Source organism: Peribacillus deserti (assembly GCF_016909175.1).
GTDB classification, from domain to species: Bacteria; Bacillota; Bacilli; order Bacillales; family DSM-1321; genus Paraperibacillus; species Paraperibacillus deserti.
In genome coordinates this window covers 62,367-80,497 of the sequence record NZ_JAFBFI010000009.1, presented here as the reverse complement: position 1 = coordinate 80,497, position 18,131 = coordinate 62,367, and the positions used below count along the sequence as shown (strand labels likewise).

General features: G+C 39.9%; 14 protein-coding genes and 1 pseudogene. 12 read left to right on the top strand and 3 right to left on the bottom strand.

The window, feature by feature from the left end:
• Positions 1–103: 103 nt before the first annotated feature.
• Complete coding sequence (gene rpsD / locus JOC77_RS11225) at positions 104–706, bottom strand: 30S ribosomal protein S4 (protein WP_204543274.1); 603 nt, start codon at positions 704–706, stop codon at positions 104–106.
• A gap of 553 nt (positions 707–1,259) precedes the next feature.
• Here rpsD and JOC77_RS11220 point away from each other — a divergent pair.
• Positions 1,260–3,143, top strand: a complete 1,884-nt coding sequence (locus JOC77_RS11220; RefSeq protein WP_204543266.1) for a diguanylate cyclase domain-containing protein — start codon at positions 1,260–1,262, stop codon at positions 3,141–3,143.
• Between the two features lie 58 nt (positions 3,144–3,201).
• Here JOC77_RS11220 and JOC77_RS11215 read toward each other — a convergent pair whose 3' ends face one another.
• The gene (locus tag JOC77_RS11215; RefSeq protein WP_204543258.1) at positions 3,202–3,681 is read right to left on the bottom strand and encodes a GAF domain-containing protein; all 480 of its coding nucleotides are present in this window, start codon (positions 3,679–3,681) and stop codon (positions 3,202–3,204) included.
• Between the two features lie 149 nt (positions 3,682–3,830).
• Here JOC77_RS11215 and refZ point away from each other — a divergent pair, with 149 nt between their 5' ends.
• The 7 genes from refZ (at position 3,831) to rarD (ending at position 13,953) form a co-directional block, all read left to right on the top strand.
• Positions 3,831–4,487 carry a forespore capture DNA-binding protein RefZ gene (refZ, locus tag JOC77_RS11210; RefSeq protein WP_204543255.1) on the top strand — a complete coding sequence of 219 codons (657 nt, stop codon included), beginning with the start codon at positions 3,831–3,833 and terminating at the stop codon, positions 4,485–4,487.
• Between the two features lie 518 nt (positions 4,488–5,005).
• Positions 5,006–6,691: a septation ring formation regulator EzrA gene (gene ezrA / locus JOC77_RS11205; RefSeq protein ID WP_204543247.1), complete on the top strand. Its 1,686-nt coding sequence runs from the start codon at positions 5,006–5,008 to the stop codon at positions 6,689–6,691.
• Positions 6,692–6,847: 156 nt separating this feature from the next.
• On the top strand, positions 6,848–7,993 hold the full coding sequence (locus JOC77_RS11200) for a cysteine desulfurase family protein (protein WP_204543442.1): 1,146 nt from the start codon (positions 6,848–6,850) through the stop codon (positions 7,991–7,993).
• Positions 7,994–7,995: 2 nt separating this feature from the next.
• A complete protein-coding gene (gene thiI / locus JOC77_RS11195) occupies positions 7,996–9,201 on the top strand; it encodes a tRNA uracil 4-sulfurtransferase ThiI (protein WP_204543240.1) in 1,206 nt (401 codons plus the stop codon).
• Between the two features lie 305 nt (positions 9,202–9,506).
• Positions 9,507–11,093, top strand: a complete 1,587-nt coding sequence (gene mbcS, locus JOC77_RS11190) for an acyl-CoA synthetase MbcS (protein ID WP_204543238.1) — start codon at positions 9,507–9,509, stop codon at positions 11,091–11,093.
• A gap of 77 nt (positions 11,094–11,170) precedes the next feature.
• Positions 11,171–12,766 (top strand): amidohydrolase, encoded by a 1,596-nt coding sequence (locus JOC77_RS11185; RefSeq protein WP_204543236.1) that lies wholly within the window; start codon positions 11,171–11,173, stop codon positions 12,764–12,766.
• A 263-nt stretch (positions 12,767–13,029) separates the two neighbouring features.
• The gene (gene rarD / locus JOC77_RS11180) at positions 13,030–13,953 is read left to right on the top strand and encodes an EamA family transporter RarD (RefSeq protein ID WP_204543234.1); all 924 of its coding nucleotides are present in this window, start codon (positions 13,030–13,032) and stop codon (positions 13,951–13,953) included.
• 204 nt (positions 13,954–14,157) lie between these two features.
• Here the strand turns inward: rarD and JOC77_RS11175 are convergent, their stop codons facing one another.
• Positions 14,158–14,958: an NAD kinase gene (locus JOC77_RS11175; RefSeq protein WP_204543232.1), complete on the bottom strand. Its 801-nt coding sequence runs from the start codon at positions 14,956–14,958 to the stop codon at positions 14,158–14,160.
• A 150-nt stretch (positions 14,959–15,108) separates the two neighbouring features.
• Here JOC77_RS11175 and sppA point away from each other — a divergent pair, with 150 nt between their 5' ends.
• From sppA to ytfJ, 4 genes and pseudogenes are all read left to right on the top strand, one after another.
• Positions 15,109–16,119, top strand: coding sequence for a signal peptide peptidase SppA (sppA, locus tag JOC77_RS11170; RefSeq protein ID WP_204543230.1), 1,011 nt, complete (start codon positions 15,109–15,111; stop codon positions 16,117–16,119).
• A gap of 15 nt (positions 16,120–16,134) precedes the next feature.
• Complete coding sequence (locus JOC77_RS11165; RefSeq protein WP_204543228.1) at positions 16,135–16,656, top strand: RDD family protein; 522 nt, start codon at positions 16,135–16,137, stop codon at positions 16,654–16,656.
• Positions 16,657–16,744: 88 nt separating this feature from the next.
• The gene (locus tag JOC77_RS11160) at positions 16,745–17,386 is read left to right on the top strand and encodes a DUF2953 domain-containing protein (RefSeq protein ID WP_204543226.1); all 642 of its coding nucleotides are present in this window, start codon (positions 16,745–16,747) and stop codon (positions 17,384–17,386) included.
• A gap of 18 nt (positions 17,387–17,404) precedes the next feature.
• A pseudogene (gene ytfJ / locus JOC77_RS11155) lies at positions 17,405–17,863 on the top strand (GerW family sporulation protein); the annotation flags it as partial.
• Positions 17,864–18,131 lie beyond the last annotated feature (268 nt).

Sequence of the window (18,131 nt, the reverse complement as noted above, 5' to 3'; positions counted from 1 at the left end):
TTCGACAGCCCAGGGCATATGTTTAATTTGTGGACAATACCAGGCGTATATATAAGAGAACAGAAAAAAAGACAGATCCAAGAGGATCTGTCTTTCATATTCATTAACGAGAGTAGAACTCAACGATAAGAGCTTCGTTAATTTCAGCAGGCATTTCAGAACGTTCTGGTAAACGAGTGAAAGTACCTTCTAATTTGTCAGCATCGAAAGTTACGTAGTCTGGAACAAAGTTGTTAACGTCGATTGCTTCTTTAACGATATCAAGGTTGCGGGATTTTTCGCGAAGGCCGATTGTTTGGCCAGGCTGCACGCGGTAAGATGGGATATCTACGCGGCTTCCATCAACAGTGATGTGACCGTGGTTAACTAGCTGACGAGCCTGACGGCGTGTACGAGCTAAGCCAAGACGGTATACTAGGTTATCAAGGCGGCTTTCAAGAAGAATCATGAAGTTTTCACCGTGTTTACCTTGCATTTTGCTAGCTCTGTCAAAAGTTGTACGGAATTGACGCTCATTTACTCCGAACATATGACGAAGTTTTTGTTTTTCTTGTAGTTGCAATCCGTATTCAGAAAGCTTTTTACGTTGGTTTGGACCATGTTGTCCAGGAGCGTAAGGACGTTTTTCTAATTCCTTACCAGTTCCAGTTAATGAAATGCCTAGGCGGCGGGATAATTTCCAGCTTGGGCCAGTATAGCGAGCCATGAATGACTCCTCCTTTAAGTGTTTTTATTTTGGTAAAATAAAAACAGATGTGATTAAGATTATACGCCATTATGTTTTCATGCACCTTCGCCCTAGCAGCACAGGGTTACGAGATGCACCTCACATATGCGAGGAACAAAATGAAATACGTATAAGTATTCACATAGGCTGCGATATTTTACACAAAAGTCATTATATTACTTAATGATAATAAAGTCAATAGCCTTTACAGACAGCATTTCGTTATTTTTAAAAGGGTAAACCAAATTAAAAGATAGAGTTGATAATAATATCGTAAATCAAAAAGGATCGGATGGCGGTGTTACTGGTGCCAAGATTAGAAAATCATTATCGTTCAGTCTCAGGTTTTTAGGGGATCCAGCTGTACAGCATCAGCTTGTTTGATAAACAACACATATTGTTTAACCAAAGGTAAAAAAATTTCTACACATTTTTAAGGGAAATTTTACTAAATAAAGTTTATAATGATGTATATACATTGTTGCGGTTAATCAGAGACAAGCTGGCAGATATTGAAATAGGGATGAGTGGAATGAACTTGCATAAAAGTAAATGGTCTGGGGAATTAAAGAGTTCCTTTTTTGATTTACTGGACGTTGATAATGGATACATAAGGTTTGAAGAATATATATCAGCTTTACTCAAGTCTCTGGAAGAAATCCTGGATACTGAAACGATTATTTTTATGAAATATGACGAGTGGAAGCAGGAACTTATAACGGAAGCATCTTCAACGCTCATGGAAGGCAGCAGCAGTCTACATGTGAATCCAGCCGATCCTTTAATTCAAAAAACTCATATGAAAGTCTTTTATAATGAACCTCCCTGTCCTGGTCTAAGCGAATTTAGGCTGGTATTGCCATTAAGAGCGCATCATCAATTAGTGGGTATATTAGCAATCAAGGAAAATGATCAGGGCTCTTTGGATTTAATAGAATTCCAGGAGCTGGAAAGATTAGCGGGGGAATGTACGAATTTAATAAAGGCGGCTAAAAGCCTTTCCAATATGGGCCAGGAAGAAAAGCGCTATAAACAGCTCTTTCGAGTGACAGAAAAATTTCACTCTTCCATGAATATGGATGCTGTTCTTGAAGAAATTATTCACACTCTTCAAGATGTGTATCCCGATTTTACCTATTACCTGCTCCTTTCTCATGACAACAGCAGCCATAAGGGCCTGCCGATTAAGGGATTAGAATATGACAGTGAAAATACAGCAGCTATGCAAGCCTTTTTAACAGGCACTATTCAAATGGAAGATTCGCGGCTTCATAGAATATCTTCTTTATATGCTCCACTGAAAGGGAAACAGGGAGTATATGGAGTTCTTCAGGTTATTGCAGCCAATACGGTCGTTTTTCCAAAGGATGAGGTAGAGTTTATAAGGCTTTTGGCCAATACGGCAGGAGGAGCGCTTGAAAATGCTCAGCTGTATCAGCAGTCCAAGCGCCTTGTTGCCGATTTGCAGCTGATAAATGAAACGTCTCATAAATTAAACTCTAATCTCCGTCTAAGTGATACTATCCTTTATATGCGAAATCAGATTAGCAAAAGCTTTCAGGCAGAGGAGATTGGCTTTATTACACTGGGCTCAAATCAACAGCCTGCTGTTCTGGTGGAAAGTACGGATTTTTTCCATAGGCAGGATTCAGCTTCTTACATTGAGTTTTTAACAAAAAAAATAACGATAGACAGAGAGCCTTTGTATATTGGGGATACGGCTGTACAGGAGGCGATATTAAATAAGAAGTACCGTTCTATTATGGCTGTTCCGATGATCCAAATTGATTCACTTAAAGGGTATGCTGTGGTTTTGCATCAGGACCCCTATTTTTTTACTTTTGATATGTTTAAACTGCTGCAGTCTCTCATTCATCATTCCACTCTTGCATTTGCTAATTCGATGCTGAGGGAAGAGCTTGAAAAAATGGTTATCACTGATTCCCTGACAAAGCTGTTCTCAAGAAACTTTCTGGATGAGAAAATTGCCTCTTCCTTTGAAAAAGACGAACAGGGAACTTTTATTCTTATGGATATTGATGATTTTAAAATTGTTAATGATACGTATGGGCATCAGGTTGGGGATGAGGTTCTTGTGCAGGTTGCCAATTTGATTCTGAAAAATATCCGAGGTACAGATATAGGAGCCAGATGGGGCGGTGAAGAGCTGGCTGTGTATCTGCCGGATGTTCCTTTGTCCATCGGTGTAGCTATTGCAAAGAGGCTGGTGGAAAAGGTTAATATGACTTCAAATCCAAAGGTTACGATTTCCTCCGGAATGTCACATTGGAAAAAAGGCCGTATGGATTCAGCCAAATCGCTCTTCAAGCGTGCAGACGAAGCATTATATAGAGCAAAAAAATCCGGAAAAAACAAACTTATTATCCATGAAGATGACATTGTGCTGCTGCCCTGAAAATGATGTGAGACAAAACGCCCAATCCTAATGGATTGGGCGTTTTGTCTGAGGTATATTACAAGTGCTCAACAAGAGTTTTTACGAATTTTTCCAACATTTCCTGATCCTTTTCGTCGAATCTATTTTTCTCAGGACTATCAATATCTAGAACACCGAGCAGCTCGCCATTTACCAGCAGAGGTATTACAATTTCCGATTGAGAAGCAGCATCACATGCTATATGTCCAGGAAATTGGTGAACATCTTCTACACGGACTGTTGCTTCCTTCGTGGCTGAAGTCCCGCATACCCCTTTGCCGAGTGGAATTCTTACACAAGCTGGAAGGCCCTGGAAAGGTCCGAGAACTAATTCCTTTCCATCCATTAAGTAAAAGCCAACCCAGTTAACACGATCTAGGAATTGGGTAAGCAGCGCAGCAGCATTGCTTAGATTGGCAATTCTGTTTGGTTCATCTTCAATAAGCGCTTTAAGCTGTTTGATCACAAGCTCATAATCTTTTTCTTTTGTACCGCTGTATGATTGAACATTAAACATAGGTTTCTCTCCTTTTTCTATCTATTTCAACATATTTAGTGGCTGGTTTGTAGTTTAATCATATAGTTTGTCGAGTATTTTTCAAAGGAAAATATAGTCATATCAAGAATATATTAAGAAAGGACTTCTGAAAGAGCAGGTGAAACGTTTTGAGCCGGAAAAATGAAACAAAAGAAGCGATCATTGAAGCTGCCTTATATCTTTTTCAAATAAAAGGGTATCATGCAACATCTGTAAGAGATATTTCAAATAGAGCAGGAGTCAACTCTGCAACGATCTCTTATTATTTCAAAAATAAGAATGGTCTGCTCGAATATTGCTTTACTTCTTTTCTTGAAGAATACCTGCAGTTGATTGAAAACCATCTCGAAACCATACAATCCTGCGATCCAGCTGCATGCTTAAAAAGCCTGGTAAAGGAAATTCTTCTATTTCAAAGAAAGAATTATCTTGCCGCAAAATTTGTGTACAGTGAAATTTCTTTTGATTCAAGCCTGAATAGAGAAATTCTATCTACCTATTGGACGAAAGAGAAGTTCTATCTTCAAGCACTTATGGAGACAGGTATACAAAAAGGCGTCTTTAGAAGCATGTCTCTGCCTATCTTTATATTGCAATTAAAAGGGCTTATGTCTGCCCCGCTTTTGCATGCACAATATTCAATGGAAGTTTTATATCAATTTCCCCAGGAAGAATACTTCACTATGAAATATCTCGAAGAATTATATGAGTTTATCGACAGAAATATCATAGACGCACCTAAGGAATTTCCTCTTGTTCTTGCAGGTGAGGAAGTGGTCTTATAGTAAGGCTGTACTTAGAAATGCAGCCTCCCATTCCAATGAGAAGAATAAGATAAAGATGAAAGTCTAGCTTCTCTAAGACCTCATTCTGCTCAAAAAATCATTTCATAACAGTTAATCCTCTATTTTTCCACCTGAATTTTTAAGTTCCTTTAAAGAAATGCCCCCTTCGATTGAAAGAAGTTAGGTCCATTCTCCCTTAGCCGAATTTTAATATAATATTACTAAAGATGTATTAAGGGTAATCATCCGCTAAAGTTGCTATAATTAAATTGATTCTTTGTTTATTACACTTTTGCCATAACTATTCTGTAATAGTATTAGAATGAGTTTTGGTGAAACGAGATGAAAAATAATACAAGGAATTGCATAGTAACAAGATTTGGAAATAAATTATCCAAAAAAAATCATTTTTCTAGTTAAAAATGATTGTGAACATGGTATCATAAAAGCATTGACATTAATTATAACTATGGATGTTGTATATAGATTGATTTTTTCCTTAGAGCAGGGGGCCTGAGATGGAATACATAATTATTGCCATACTGATCATTTTGTTATTTTTTACATTAGGTTATTTTTCAAAAAAGAAACACTATAAAGAACTAGACAGGCTGGAAGCCTGGAAAATGGACATTATGAACCGCCCTGTTTTGGATGAGCTGTCCAAAGTGAAACAATTAAATATGACTGGTGAAACAGAAGAGATGTTTGAACGGTGGAGAAGAGAGTGGGACGAAATTATCACTCTTCATATGCCCCAAATAGAAGAGCTATTGTTCGACGGAGAGGAATATGCTGACCGATTCCGCTTTAAAAGATCCAAAGAGGTTCAAAAACTGATAGAAACTAAGCTTGTAGAAATAGAGAAAAGTATTCAAAAGATCTTAGATGAGCTAAATGAACTTGTAGGCAGTGAAGAAAAAAACAGGGCAGAAATTGAAGAATTAAAAGAAACATACCGCAGCTTGAAAAAATCGTTATTAGCGCACAGACATTCCTACTCTAAAGCCGCTGGGAAGCTTGAAAGTATATTAGAGGAAGTAGTTCAGAAGCTTGGGGAATTCGATGAATGCACAGTGAATGGGAATTATTTGAAGGCCAGGGAGCATTTATTGCTGATTAAGTCCTTGCTGAATAGTGTACAGGAGAAAATGGAGCTGATCCCTGAATTACTGCTGGAAACCCAGACGGGAATCCCATCACAATTAGAAGAGTTAAAATCCGGTTTTGCTGAAATGAGCGCTCAGGGCTATCTTTTGGAGCATATTCAATTTGAAACAGAAATGGACAGGCTTGAAAGTGAGCTGGACGTTTACCGAAGCTATTTAGAAGCAGGAGAAACATCTGAAGCTAAGAATGGAATTGCAGACATGCAAGAAAGCGTTAATGATTTATATGATCTGCTTGAGAAGGAAGTTATGGCAAGACAATATATTTATCAAAATCATCCAGTCTTGAATGAAGATATCTCGATTCTCGAATTTGAAAATGAGAAATTAAAAACGGAAACATCCAAGGTGCTTCAAAGTTATCATTTACCCGAAAATGACCTTGAATTCCAAAGGAATATGGATAAAATGGTCAGCCAGGTCTCTAAGAGGTTTCTGCTGATTCAAAATAAGCTTGATCAAGATAATCAGGCTCAATCTATACTTAGCGATGAATTGAGAGAGCTTGAGGAGCAAATGCAGCAGCTAAAAGAAGAACAGGCTGTATTTACGGCTAAGCTTCATGCCCTGAGAAAAGATGAGCTCGAAGCAAGAGATACGGTAAATACTCTTAAAAAGCGCATGTCGGAAATTTCCCGTATGATAAGTAAAAGCAATATTCCAGGACTTCCTTCAGACTATGTGTCCTATGTTGGTGAGGTAAGGGAAAGTTTGTCTGATGTGGAGGATAAACTGGAAGAAATACCGCTTGATATGGCTTCCGTACGCATTTATCTGGAAAAGGCTGAGACATCCGTAGAAAAGCTATATGATCTATCAAAAGACCTTGTGGAGCATATGGTTATTGCGGAAAAAGTTATACAATACGGCAACCGTTATAGAAGTAAATATCCTTCGGTCGCTGAAGGACTGAGAAAAGCAGAAAATAACTTTCATAATTTCCAATACCAGGAAGCTTTAGAACAGGCTGCTGCGGTACTTGAAAAGGTAGAGCCGGGCTGCCTGAAAAGAATTGAACTTGAACTTGAATCTTAACTATATATAATGAACATCAGTCTCTTTTTTTAAAGGAGACTTTTCTTTTTTAATGATCAAACATATTAGAAAGCGGGTTTTTTATAGAGTGAATCGTTTTTTGGAAGCATACTACAAATAATCGCAATTTTTCGAGCAGGAATGAAGGTGTATAAGTTGATATATTTCGATAACAGTGCAACAACAAAACCATATAAAGAAGTACTTGACTCATTTATGAAGGTTTCTGAAAACTTTTTCGGCAATCCATCCTCACTGCATTCATTAGGAGCAGCGTCCGAGAAGCTTCTTTCTAAATCCCGGCAGCAGATTGCTGATTTATTACAGGTGAAAGAGTCGGAGGTGTTATTTACATCTGGCGGTACGGAGGGCAATAACCTGGCTGTTAAGGGAACAGCTCTTATCCATGCAAAGCGCGGGAAGCATATGATCACGACTGCTGTAGAACACCCGTCCGTACTGGAGGCTTTCCGACAGCTAAGTGAAGAATTTGATTTTGATGTAACGTACTTGGAGGTGGATTCACAGGGCAGGATTTCAGCAAAGGACCTTTTGCGTTCCTTGCGCTCTGATACGATTCTAGTTTCTGTTATGCATGTTAATAATGAAGTCGGAACGCTGCAGCCTATCCAGGAAATCGGGAACATATTATCCAAATATCCGAAAGTAATATTCCACGTGGATTATGTTCAAGGAGCTGGTAAGGTTCCGCTTGATATAAAAAAGTGTAAAATTGATCTGCTCACTATTTCAGCACATAAATTTCATGGATTAAAGGGAAGCGGAGTTTTATATATAAGAGATGGAGTCCATATTTCTCCTTTATTTTCAGGAGGAAGCCAGGAATGGAAATTTCGCTCAGGCACTGAAAATGTAGCGGGGATTGTTGCCATGGCAAAAGCATTGAGGATGACAATGGAGATGCGGGATAGAGAAATTTCCAAAATGATTAAAGTCAGGAATCAGCTTAAGGAAGGATTGAACAAAATAGAAGGAACTGTAATTAATTCGCCCGAAAAAGATTCAGCTCCCCATATTTTAAATTTCTCCATTCCCGGGCTTAAATCAGAGGTTTTCGTACACGCCCTTGAAGAAAAAAACATTTTTGTGTCTACAACCAGTGCCTGCTCTTCTAAAAGAAAAACGATAAGCAGCACGGTGCTTGCCATGTTTAAGGATGAAGCGCGTGCAGAAAGTACAGTACGAATCAGTCTTTCCTATCACAATACGGCTGCCGAGGCAGAATCTGTTATTGCTGCAGCAAAAGAAGCGATTATCAAACTACGAGAGGTAATGAGGTAAATATGATATATGATCACATATTAATCCGTTATGGAGAAATTTCAACAAAAGGAAAAAATCGAAAAGGATTTATAGATAAACTGAAAAGCAACATAAAAAGGGCTCTGCAGGAATTTAAGAGCATTCGTGTAGAGGCAGATAGAGATAGAATGTATGTGTTATTAAATGGTGAAGATCATAAGGCTGTCGCTAGTAAGCTTACAGGTATTTTTGGCATTCAAAACTTCAGTCCTGCTATGAAAACCGAAAGAGATATAGAGGCAGTAAAAGAATCAGCACTTGCCTATGTATCGGATTTAAGCGGAATTTCTACTTTCAAGATTAATACCAGAAGATCAGATAAAAACTATCCGTATAACACAGATGAAGTGAATCATATCCTGGGCGGCCACATTTTGCAAAATATAGAGGGGATATCGGTTAACGTGAAGAATCCAGACTTAACTTTACGCGTTGAGATCAGGAAAGAAGCGGTATATCTCTCTGGCGAAATAATTCCGGGAGCGGGAGGACTGCCTGTAGGAAACAGCGGCAAAGCTGTGCTTATGCTTTCAGGAGGAATAGACAGTCCTGTGGCAGGCTATTTGTCGATGAAGAGAGGTTTGGACCTGGAATGTGTGCATTTTCACAGCCCTCCTTTCACAAGTGAGCGCTCTAAACAGAAAGTATTGGATCTTTGCAGAAAGCTGGCTGCAGTCAGCGGCCGTATCACTCTGCATATTGTTCCTTTTACAGACATTCAAAAGCTGATACAAAAACAGATCCCGGAAAATTATACGATGACCAGTACAAGAAGATTGATGCTTCGTGTAGCCGACAGGATCCGTGAAAATCAAAAAGCTTTGGCCATAGTAACCGGAGAAAGCCTGGGCCAGGTTGCCAGCCAGACACTTGAAAGTATGTTTGCCATTAATGAAGCCACAAATACTCCCGTTCTCCGTCCGCTTATTACAATGGATAAAATAGATATTATGAAAATTGCAACAGAAATCGACACACTGGAGATCTCCAACAGGCCTTATGAAGACTGCTGTACCGTCTTCACTCCAGCAAACCCAAAAACAAAGCCGAAGAGAGAAAAGGTAAATTTTTACGAAAGCTTTGTGGACTTTAATGAGCTAGTCGAGCAAGCTGTTAATGGAGTAGAGACAGTTACTATTTATCCGGAGCAAAAGATAGAAGAAGGCGATGGTTTAGATTTATTTTAAGCCACCCAAGAAAAGTTACCAATAATACATTGAATAGCCGGCTGCTTTTTCTCGTATGTTATATGTACAGGGCATAAAACCCTGACTTTATGAGATTTGCTGGACTTCACAGACGGCCTTCGCCTTCCGTCTTTAGGGGTGGGCAGATTTAATAGAGATAATTCAATAAGATGGCTGCAAGAAAGCGGGTGAAAGCCCGCTTTTTTATTTTGGCCTTAAAACACGAAAATATTTTCTAAAAATTCTAATATTTTGTATACTATAAGCGATAGGAAACACAGAAGAGAAAGAGGAGGAACAACTGGATGAAGAGAGAAGATCTGCTTGCACCCCACAAATATAACCTGGTAAGGGAATTTGAAAAGTATGCCGATAATCCAAAAAATATTGCACTGAAGTGGGAAACTGAAAACGGTGAAATCACTCAAATTACATATTCTGAGTTAATGAAACAAGCAAATAAGATCGGAAATGTTTTTTTAGAACAAGGGTTACAAAAGGGTGATACCATATTAATTATGATTCCTCGTTCTATTGAGGCGTATCAAGTATATATAGCAGCGTTAAAGGCTGGGATAGCTGTTATTCCAAGCTCTGAAATGCTCAAAGCGAAAGATCTTCAATACAGGGTTTCACATGGTGATGTAAAAGCGGTGGTAAGCTATTATCCGTATGCGGATCAATTTGCCAGCCTGGAAGAAGCACAAGATATCCGGCGATTTTCTTTAGGAAAGGATGTTGAGGGGTGGCTGCATCTTGACCGATTACTCGTAAACGCTCCGGATACACTAGAGTTTGCGGATACTTGCAGTGAAGATATGGCCTTCTTGTCTTATACCTCCGGGACAACTGGGAATCCAAAGGGCGTGGTACATACTCATGGATGGGCGTATGCGCATCTAAGGACGGCAGCTCCATCCTGGCTTTGTATAAATGAAGGAGACGTAGTCTGGGCAACTGCAGGCCCCGGCTGGCAGAAGTGGATTTGGAGCCCTTTTCTATCCGTATTAGGATCAGGAGCGACAGGTTTTGTTTATCAAGGGAAATTTGATCCAAATAAATATCTGGAGCTTCTAGACAAACATGAAGTAAATGTCTTATGCTGCACTCCAACTGAATACAGACTGATGGCCAAGGTCAATAATTTAGAAGACTATAAACTTACCAGCCTCCACAGCGCAGTCTCAGCAGGCGAGCCTTTAAACAGAGAAGTGATTGATACTTTTAAAAATCACTTTAATGTAACAGTCCGGGATGGGTATGGGCAGACTGAAAATACTCTCCTGGTAGGGATTACGAAAGGAATGGAAGTCAGACCAGGATCTATGGGCAAGCCGACACCTGGAAACTCTGTCGAAATCATAGATGAATCAGGCAGACCCTGCGAACCTGGAACCGCTGGAGATATTGCCGTTCATATAGAGACACCTGCATTATTTAAAAATTACTATAAAGACCCGGAACGCACTGCCATGCAGTTTAGGGGAGATTATTATATTACGGGCGATAAGGCAGTAAAAGATGAGGATGGATACTTCTGGTTCGAGGGAAGAAGCGATGATATTATTATCAGCTCTGGTTACACGATAGGACCTTTTGAAGTTGAAGATGCCCTTGTGAAACATCCTCTTGTAAAAGAATGCGCCGTTGTAGCCAGTCCTGATGAAGTAAGGGGAAGTGTTGTTAAAGCCTTCGTTGTTCTAAAGGAAGGTACGGATCCGAGTAACCCTGAACTAGTGAAAGGTCTGCAGGAGCATGTAAAACAATTAACAGCACCTTATAAATATCCAAGGAAAATTGAGTTTCTTGAAGAATTGCCTAAAACAACTTCTGGAAAGATAAGAAGAATCGAGCTGCGGCAAAAAGAGAAAGAAGCAAAAATAAGCTATTAATAAGCAGATTACTAGGCTCGCCGAACGGCGGGCTTTAAAATTAAAAAGCAAGAATTGTTTTTAGAAGGAGATACTATATGACAATAACCTTATGGCATGGCGGTACGATTTATACAATGAGAAAAGAAAACGAAAAAGCAGAAGCTGTCCTCACAGATGGGAAAAAAGTATTCGATACAGGTAATTTGGAGGTGCTGCTATCAAAATACGGGGATTCCATCGAACGTAAAATTAATCTTCAAGGTAAAACGATGTTTCCAGGGCTGGTTGACAGCCATATGCATTTAATCGGCCACGGCGAAAAATTGATGAGATTAAATTTATCCGGAATGAAGTCAAAAGAGGACGTTCTTAACTCATTAAAGCAGCAGTGCAGCCAGTTTTCTGATAATGAATGGATTATAGCAGAGGGCTGGAATGAAAATGAATGGAATGCACCTGAGCTAATTTTGGCGGATGATCTAGACCGCATAGCACCCAATCATCCTGTTTTAATAAAGAGAGTCTGCAGACATGCAATTGTCGTGAATTCAAAAGCAATGGACATGTTAAATCTTTCAGAGGATATGGCAGAGCCTGCTGGAGGAGTAATAGGGCGATATAGAAACGGCAGGCTGAACGGGCTGTTTAAGGATACAGCACAGGATTTTGTTTTGAAAGCAATGCCGCCGGTCTCTGAGGAATATTTAAGAAAAAGCATGACAATGGCCATTCAGGACTGCCATCGCCTTGGATTAACCGGCGTTCATACTGAGGATTTGAACTACTATTCTGGATTTGAGCCAACATACAATACCTTTTTAAGGGTGATTGAAAAAGACGGACTTGCTTTGAAAGCTCATCTGCTGGTACACCATGAGGTCGTGGATGAAATGCAGGAAAGAGGCTATCGGTTTAAAACGGCAGAAGGACTTGTCGAATTTGGCCCGATGAAAATATTTGCCGATGGTTCTCTTGGAGGAAGAACTGCCTTATTAGCGCATCCGTATCAAGACGATCCTTCTACAAATGGAGTCGCTATTCATACTCCGGAAAGATTAATGGAACTTGTGAAAAAGGCTCGTGAATATGAGATGCCTGTCGCTGTTCATGCGATCGGTGACCTGGCGTTTGAATATTTACTAGATGCAATTGAAGAACACCCTCCTAAGGAGCCGCAGAGAGACAGGCTTATTCATGCCCAAATATTAAGGAAGGAACTCATTGATAGAGCAAAAAAACTGCCGGTCGTTCTTGATATTCAGCCTGTATTCGTTACATCTGATTTTCCATGGGTGATTGATCGGGTTGGTTCAGATCATATGAAATATAATTATGCCTGGAAGACATTGCTAGAAGAAGGATTAAAATGTGCCGGCGGCTCAGACGCCCCGATTGAAGAGCTGAATCCGCTGCTAGGCATATATGCTGCGGTATATAGAACAAAATTAAATGGCGATCCTGCGGTTTATGGTGAACAGGAAAGGCTGTCCATGTACGAAGCTATAAGCTTATTTACGAAAGGAAGTGCTTTTGCCATTAACAGTGAGTATGAAAGAGGAATGATCCAGCGCGGCTTCTATGCTGATTTTACAGTATTTGATAAAGATCCATTTACCGTAACTCCTGAAGCGCTGCTGCACACAAGGGCTGTAATGACTGTCATTAATGGGGAAATCGTATACGAGGTATAGATGCTGCTGGATATATCCTCGTGATTATCTTGTCAAAATACCCTGATCTATCAAAGATACGGGACTCTTTATATTTTGAAAAATGGGGTTGTTTCTGGCAGGTCACAATTAAACCAAGCCATTAGGCCCCAAGCTGCAGGTGCAGCAGTTAGGGCTGACGGTTTATTAACAAAAACTTCAAAAAAATAAAATGGAATTTGTTTGTACACAGGTTTATAATAGATATTATTTCGGAATCAGAAATAAAAGGGGGGATAATTTCTTTGAAAACAATAAAAGAAAATGACGGTGTCTTTTTTGCTGCCTTATCGTATGCCATGTGGGGGATCGTTCCGATTTATTGGAAATGGATACAGGAGGTCCCGGCAGATGAGATACTTGCACACCGGGTTTTTTGGAGTTTCATCTTTATGGTTATATTATTAGTGTCAACTAGTAAGTGGCCTGCATTTATGATTTATGCTAAAGAAATTATGAAACAGCCTCGTAAACTGGCAGCCCTGACGACCGCCTCTGTACTGGTTAGTGCAAATTGGGGAATCTTTATATGGGCAGTAAACTCCGGCCGGATCTTAGAAACAAGCCTGGGTTATTATATAAATCCTCTTGTGAGTGTTCTCTTAGGTGTAATCGTGCTTCGTGAAAAGCTGGGCACGGCTCAGATTGTATCTTTCCTCCTAGCCGCAGTCGGGGTGCTTGTGCTAACTATTCATTATGGAAACGTACCCTGGGTTTCTCTTTTACTAGCCATCACGTTTGGCTTGTATGGCCTCGCAAAAAAAATGATTAATGCTGATTCTGCGATTGGTCTTACTCTGGAAACCTTAATGGTAACTCCATTTGCAGTAGGCTACTTTATTTATCTGTTGTTCCAGTCAAGAGGAATGTTTTTTGATTCCGCAGGAACAGGTCTTTTATTAGCTGGAGGAGGCGTGGTCACAGCTTTGCCGCTTCTGTACTTTGCTAAAGGTGCACAAAAGGTTCCTTTATCCATGCTGGGTTTTCTGCAATATATAGCGCCGACTCTTACACTTATTCTCGGTGTATTTGTTTATCATGAAACGTTTACCAGAGTCCATTTGCTGGCATTTATGTTTATCTGGAGCGCATTAACCATATACACTCTTTCCAAAACGAAATGGCCGAGAATGCGTACAGCCAAAGTAAAAGAAAAAAATAGTGCGTAACATAAAAAAGGGACTTATTCCATCAGGGGATGAGGCCCTTTTTAGATTAGGCAGTTTAGGATTGTTGCTGGTTCTTTCCGTGAATGCGTGAATAGGAATACTAGAAAATCAATGGGGCGCGGCCCATGATTGGCAGCTGAAATGAATAAACCGCCTCCTTGCTGAAGATATGGAAGCGGTTTGCAGACGGACCGAAAAAGATGTTTACAAGAATGTTCTTTTTACTTTTTCCCAGAAGGAATTATCTTTTAATTTAACCGTTTTTATTCTGCGGTCGCTCAATTTCACTTCAATTTGGTCTATATGTTTGATACTCATCGCCTCATTATCTGCTCCGATAATGGGATAATTATTAAGATCCTGATTAATTTTAAGAGTTAAGGTTCTATCATTGCTTAAAATAAAAGAGGAGCCGAGCGTTCGGTAAGTATTATTGTTTAGGGAAGCCATTTCGCTGACTTGAATGCAGGGAAGCAGAGGATCAACAACGGCCCCATTGATGGACTTGTTATAGGCTGTACTTCCGGTAGGTGTAGAGATAACCATTCCATCGCCTCTAAAAGTTTCGAAATGGAGATCATCGATCAGTACATCAATGACAAACGTCTTAATAATCGATGAACGGATGCTGCACTCATTTAAACAGTAAAAGGAGCTTTCCCCATTCAAGGTAACTTCAAGAGCAGGGTACCGTCTAACTTCAAGGTTTTCATTTGACATGGCATCAATCATTTTTGCAGTGTCATCGCTATGAAAATCACAGTACATATTTAAATTGCCAGTAGTTGAGATGCCTGCATAAAGGCAATCTTCACGAAAGTTTGTCTTCCTTACTGCCTGAAGGAAGGTACCATCATCACCCAGGCTGACAATGATATTGGCTTTTCTATAATCCTGCACAATTTGAAAGCCGTACTGTTCGGCTAGTTCATATAAAGGCTGTGCTGTAGCGATCATTTCAGTTGATTTATTATGGTAAAAATATAAATTTCTGCGATCTTGCATGTATTAATCCTTCCTTTCATCGTAGAGGTCGAAACAGTTTCCAGATTCTTTCTGTACTGAAAATATTTTGTTACAATATTGTCAGATGAAATTAGTTTAACATGTCTTTAATTTTTTTGAAAATTACAGCAAGTGCGGGAGGTCGAGGAAATGAATAGTAAAAGGTGGGCAGCTCTTGGAACAGCATTCGTATTATTTGTTGTTTCCATTGTGTTCAATATCGCTTTTTCGTACGCTACTACAGATACGGAGAGTGTTATAGACCAATTCTTTTCAAGTGAGGAAGACGGATTTATTGAAGAAATTGTAGAAGAAGGGGATGACAATAAAAAAATCGCCGTACTGGAAGTGGAAGGAGTCATTCAGGGAGGAACGGATACTTCTTCTCTTTTAGGAAGTGCCGGGTATAATCACAAAGCCTTTCTCGATCAGCTGAAACAGGTTAAAGAGGATGATACGGTTAAGGGAATTATTTTGCGGGTTAACTCTCCTGGCGGCGGGGTTGTGGAAAGTGCTGAAATCCATGACAGTCTCATGGACATTAAAAAGGAGACAAAAAAGCCGATTTACGTTTCAATGGGCTCCATGGCCGCGTCAGGCGGATATTATATTTCCGCCCCTGCCCATAAAATATTTGCTGTGCCAGAAACATTGACCGGTTCTCTTGGAGTCATTATGCAGGGATATAACTATGAAAAACTAGCGGAAAAGTACGGAGTTGAATTCGTAACGATAAAAAGCGGGGAACATAAGGACATTATGAGCCCTACCCGCGAAATGACAAAAGAAGAAAGAGCCATTATGCAATCTATGGTCAATAACTCATATCAGCAATTTGTGAAGGTCATAGCACAAGGAAGAGGCATGACAGAGCCGCAGGTCAAGAAAATCGCAGACGGGCGTGTATATGATGGCAGACAGGCGAAGGAGCTTGGCCTTATTGATGAGTTTGGGTATATGGATGATGTATGGAAGAGCATGGAAGATGAACTTCAGATTAAGGACGCTCAGGTGGTCCGTTATACACAAGAAGCAGGGCTGAACTCCCTTTTCAGTATGGGTGCAAAAAAATTAGCAGGTCAGGATATGGAAATGCTAGGTTTGATGAAAATGTTGTCTAAGCCTAATTCTCCCCGCCTGATGTATCTCTATGCCGAATAAAAAGGGGGATTTAATATGGACGAATTAAATAACCAAGCTAATAGAGGTACCGTTGTGAATGAAGAAGAAACATATGAGAATAATCTGGTTGATAGCGGAACGCTAAACGTGGAAGTTGATCCACATCACTTTGCAGGTTTTTGGATGAGATTCTGGGCCTATCTGCTAGATCTGCTGGTTATCTGGAGTATCAGCAGACTGCTGGTGAAGCCTGCCGTTTATTTGTTAAATCCAGCTCATAAAGAAGTACTTGGTTTTTCTTTGTATGAAGCTGGAAGTGCTATTGTCTTTTATTTGTATTTTGTTCTAATGGTTCGTTTTTTTAAACAAACGATTGGTAAGATGGTATTTGGCTTAAAGGTAATCAGCCTAAAACACCACAGTCTGACCTGGGGAACCATTATTTTTCGCGAATTGGTCGGCCGCTTTATATCGAAATTTATCCTAATAGGATATGCGGTCGCGGGATTTCTTCCAAAAAAGCAGGGTCTTCATGATATATTTGCAGATACGGCTGTAGTATTTGAGAAAAGATGATTCTGTATTATAACCCGGGGGCGTTGCTGCTCCGGGTTTATTTTTATGGAAAATCGGTGATAATGGAAGCCTGAAAGGATGTGAAGACATGATATTTTTACTAGTCTGCATCATTTTATTAGGCATCATAATAGTGTTTCTGTTTACGAAAGTAAGAATTCATATAACTTATAATCAATATCAAGCCCCAGGGCAAATTCATTTAACTTTTCGAGCATGGTTCGGCCTCCTCCGTTATACAAAAAAGGTCAGCTTTAGCGGCAGCAAGGAGACAAAAGAAGACAATCTTGAAAAAAAGAAGATGAGGCCTGCTAAAGAAAAAAGACAATCCTTCATAGATGCCATGCGAGGGGGATTCAGCCGAAAGAGCGGTATGATTCATGCTTTAAAGAAATTCCTTATCAAAATCAACATACAAGAATTGAACTGGCATAGTCAGATTGGTACTGGAAATGCTGCGGAAACCGCAGTCCTGACTGGTGCGGCATATGGAATTAAAAGCACGATTATCGGTGTAATTTCCCAATACCTTACCTTTAGCAAAATACCATCCTATTCAGTTAACTCTATCTATCAGGGCGTTACTTCCAAAACCAGAATGAATTGCATAATTGAGTTTCGAATCGGAAATGCTATATTAACAGGATTATTGCTTGTTAAACATTGGATGCTTGGCAGGCGCAAGCCGGCTGAAAAGGCGTCAAGCAGGGCAAAGGATCAGTCTATATAAATAGGAGGATAAAAGAGAATGTCAGAACATCCGCTTCAAGGCTTAATGAATTCTGCCATGGATAGTCTCAAACAAATGATTGATGTGAACACCATCATCGGAGATCCAGTTGAAACACCTGACGGAAGTGTAATCATTACTGTTTCTAAAGTGGGCTTTGGGTTTGCGGCAGGCGGCAGTGAATTTAACATGCAGGGCAGTTCCTCAGGCAGCGATAGCCAAAACTCATCGGCGCTCCCTTTTGGCGGCGGCAGCGGCGGAGGAGTCTCCATCACTCCGATAGCCTTCCTAGTTGTGAATTCAAATGGAGTCCAAATGCTTCATCTTGATCAAAGCACCCACCTTTATGAAAAATTGCTCGATGCCGCTCCAGCAGCAATTGAAAAAATACAAAGCATGTTTTCCAAGATGAACGGTCAGGAACAGGGTCAGAATAAAAAGGGGCAAGGTCAGGATAAAGGTCAAAAGCAGGATCAGGATCAAAAACAAGGCCAGCAGGATAAAGGCCAGGGGCAAGACCAAGGCAAAGATCCTTCCAAAAAGCAATCTGGAGATGACAAAGGAAGCTCCTCGGAAAAAAAAGATCAAGGCCAAAAGAAGGATGACACTTCAAATATAGATTTTGATATCTAAAGATGAGAGTAAGGTTAACTTCGTTTGTGAAGTTAACTTTTTTATTGGGACCCTTATTTGGCGAGAAGATAGAAAGAGTCAGGCATTCTTTTAAAAATGAATTTTCCGATTA

Bases quoted from the DNA above. Each gene is read 5' to 3' on its own strand.
- sppA (WP_204543230.1), top strand. From the start codon at position 15,109: ATGAATAGTAAAAGGTGGGCAGCTCTTGGAACAGCATTCGTATTATTT.
- thiI (WP_204543240.1), top strand. From the start codon at position 7,996: ATGATATATGATCACATATTAATCCGTTATGGAGAAATTTCAACAAAA.
- JOC77_RS11220 (WP_204543266.1), top strand. From the start codon at position 1,260: ATGAACTTGCATAAAAGTAAATGGTCTGGGGAATTAAAGAGTTCCTTT.
- ezrA (WP_204543247.1), top strand. From the start codon at position 5,006: ATGGAATACATAATTATTGCCATACTGATCATTTTGTTATTTTTTACA.
- JOC77_RS11215 (WP_204543258.1), bottom strand. From the start codon at position 3,681: ATGTTTAATGTTCAATCATACAGCGGTACAAAAGAAAAAGATTATGAG.
- JOC77_RS11175 (WP_204543232.1), bottom strand. From the start codon at position 14,958: ATGCAAGATCGCAGAAATTTATATTTTTACCATAATAAATCAACTGAA.
- JOC77_RS11165 (WP_204543228.1), top strand. From the start codon at position 16,135: ATGGACGAATTAAATAACCAAGCTAATAGAGGTACCGTTGTGAATGAA.
- rpsD (WP_204543274.1), bottom strand. From the start codon at position 706: ATGGCTCGCTATACTGGCCCAAGCTGGAAATTATCCCGCCGCCTAGGC.
- JOC77_RS11185 (WP_204543236.1), top strand. From the start codon at position 11,171: ATGACAATAACCTTATGGCATGGCGGTACGATTTATACAATGAGAAAA.
- mbcS (WP_204543238.1), top strand. From the start codon at position 9,507: ATGAAGAGAGAAGATCTGCTTGCACCCCACAAATATAACCTGGTAAGG.
- JOC77_RS11160 (WP_204543226.1), top strand. From the start codon at position 16,745: ATGATATTTTTACTAGTCTGCATCATTTTATTAGGCATCATAATAGTG.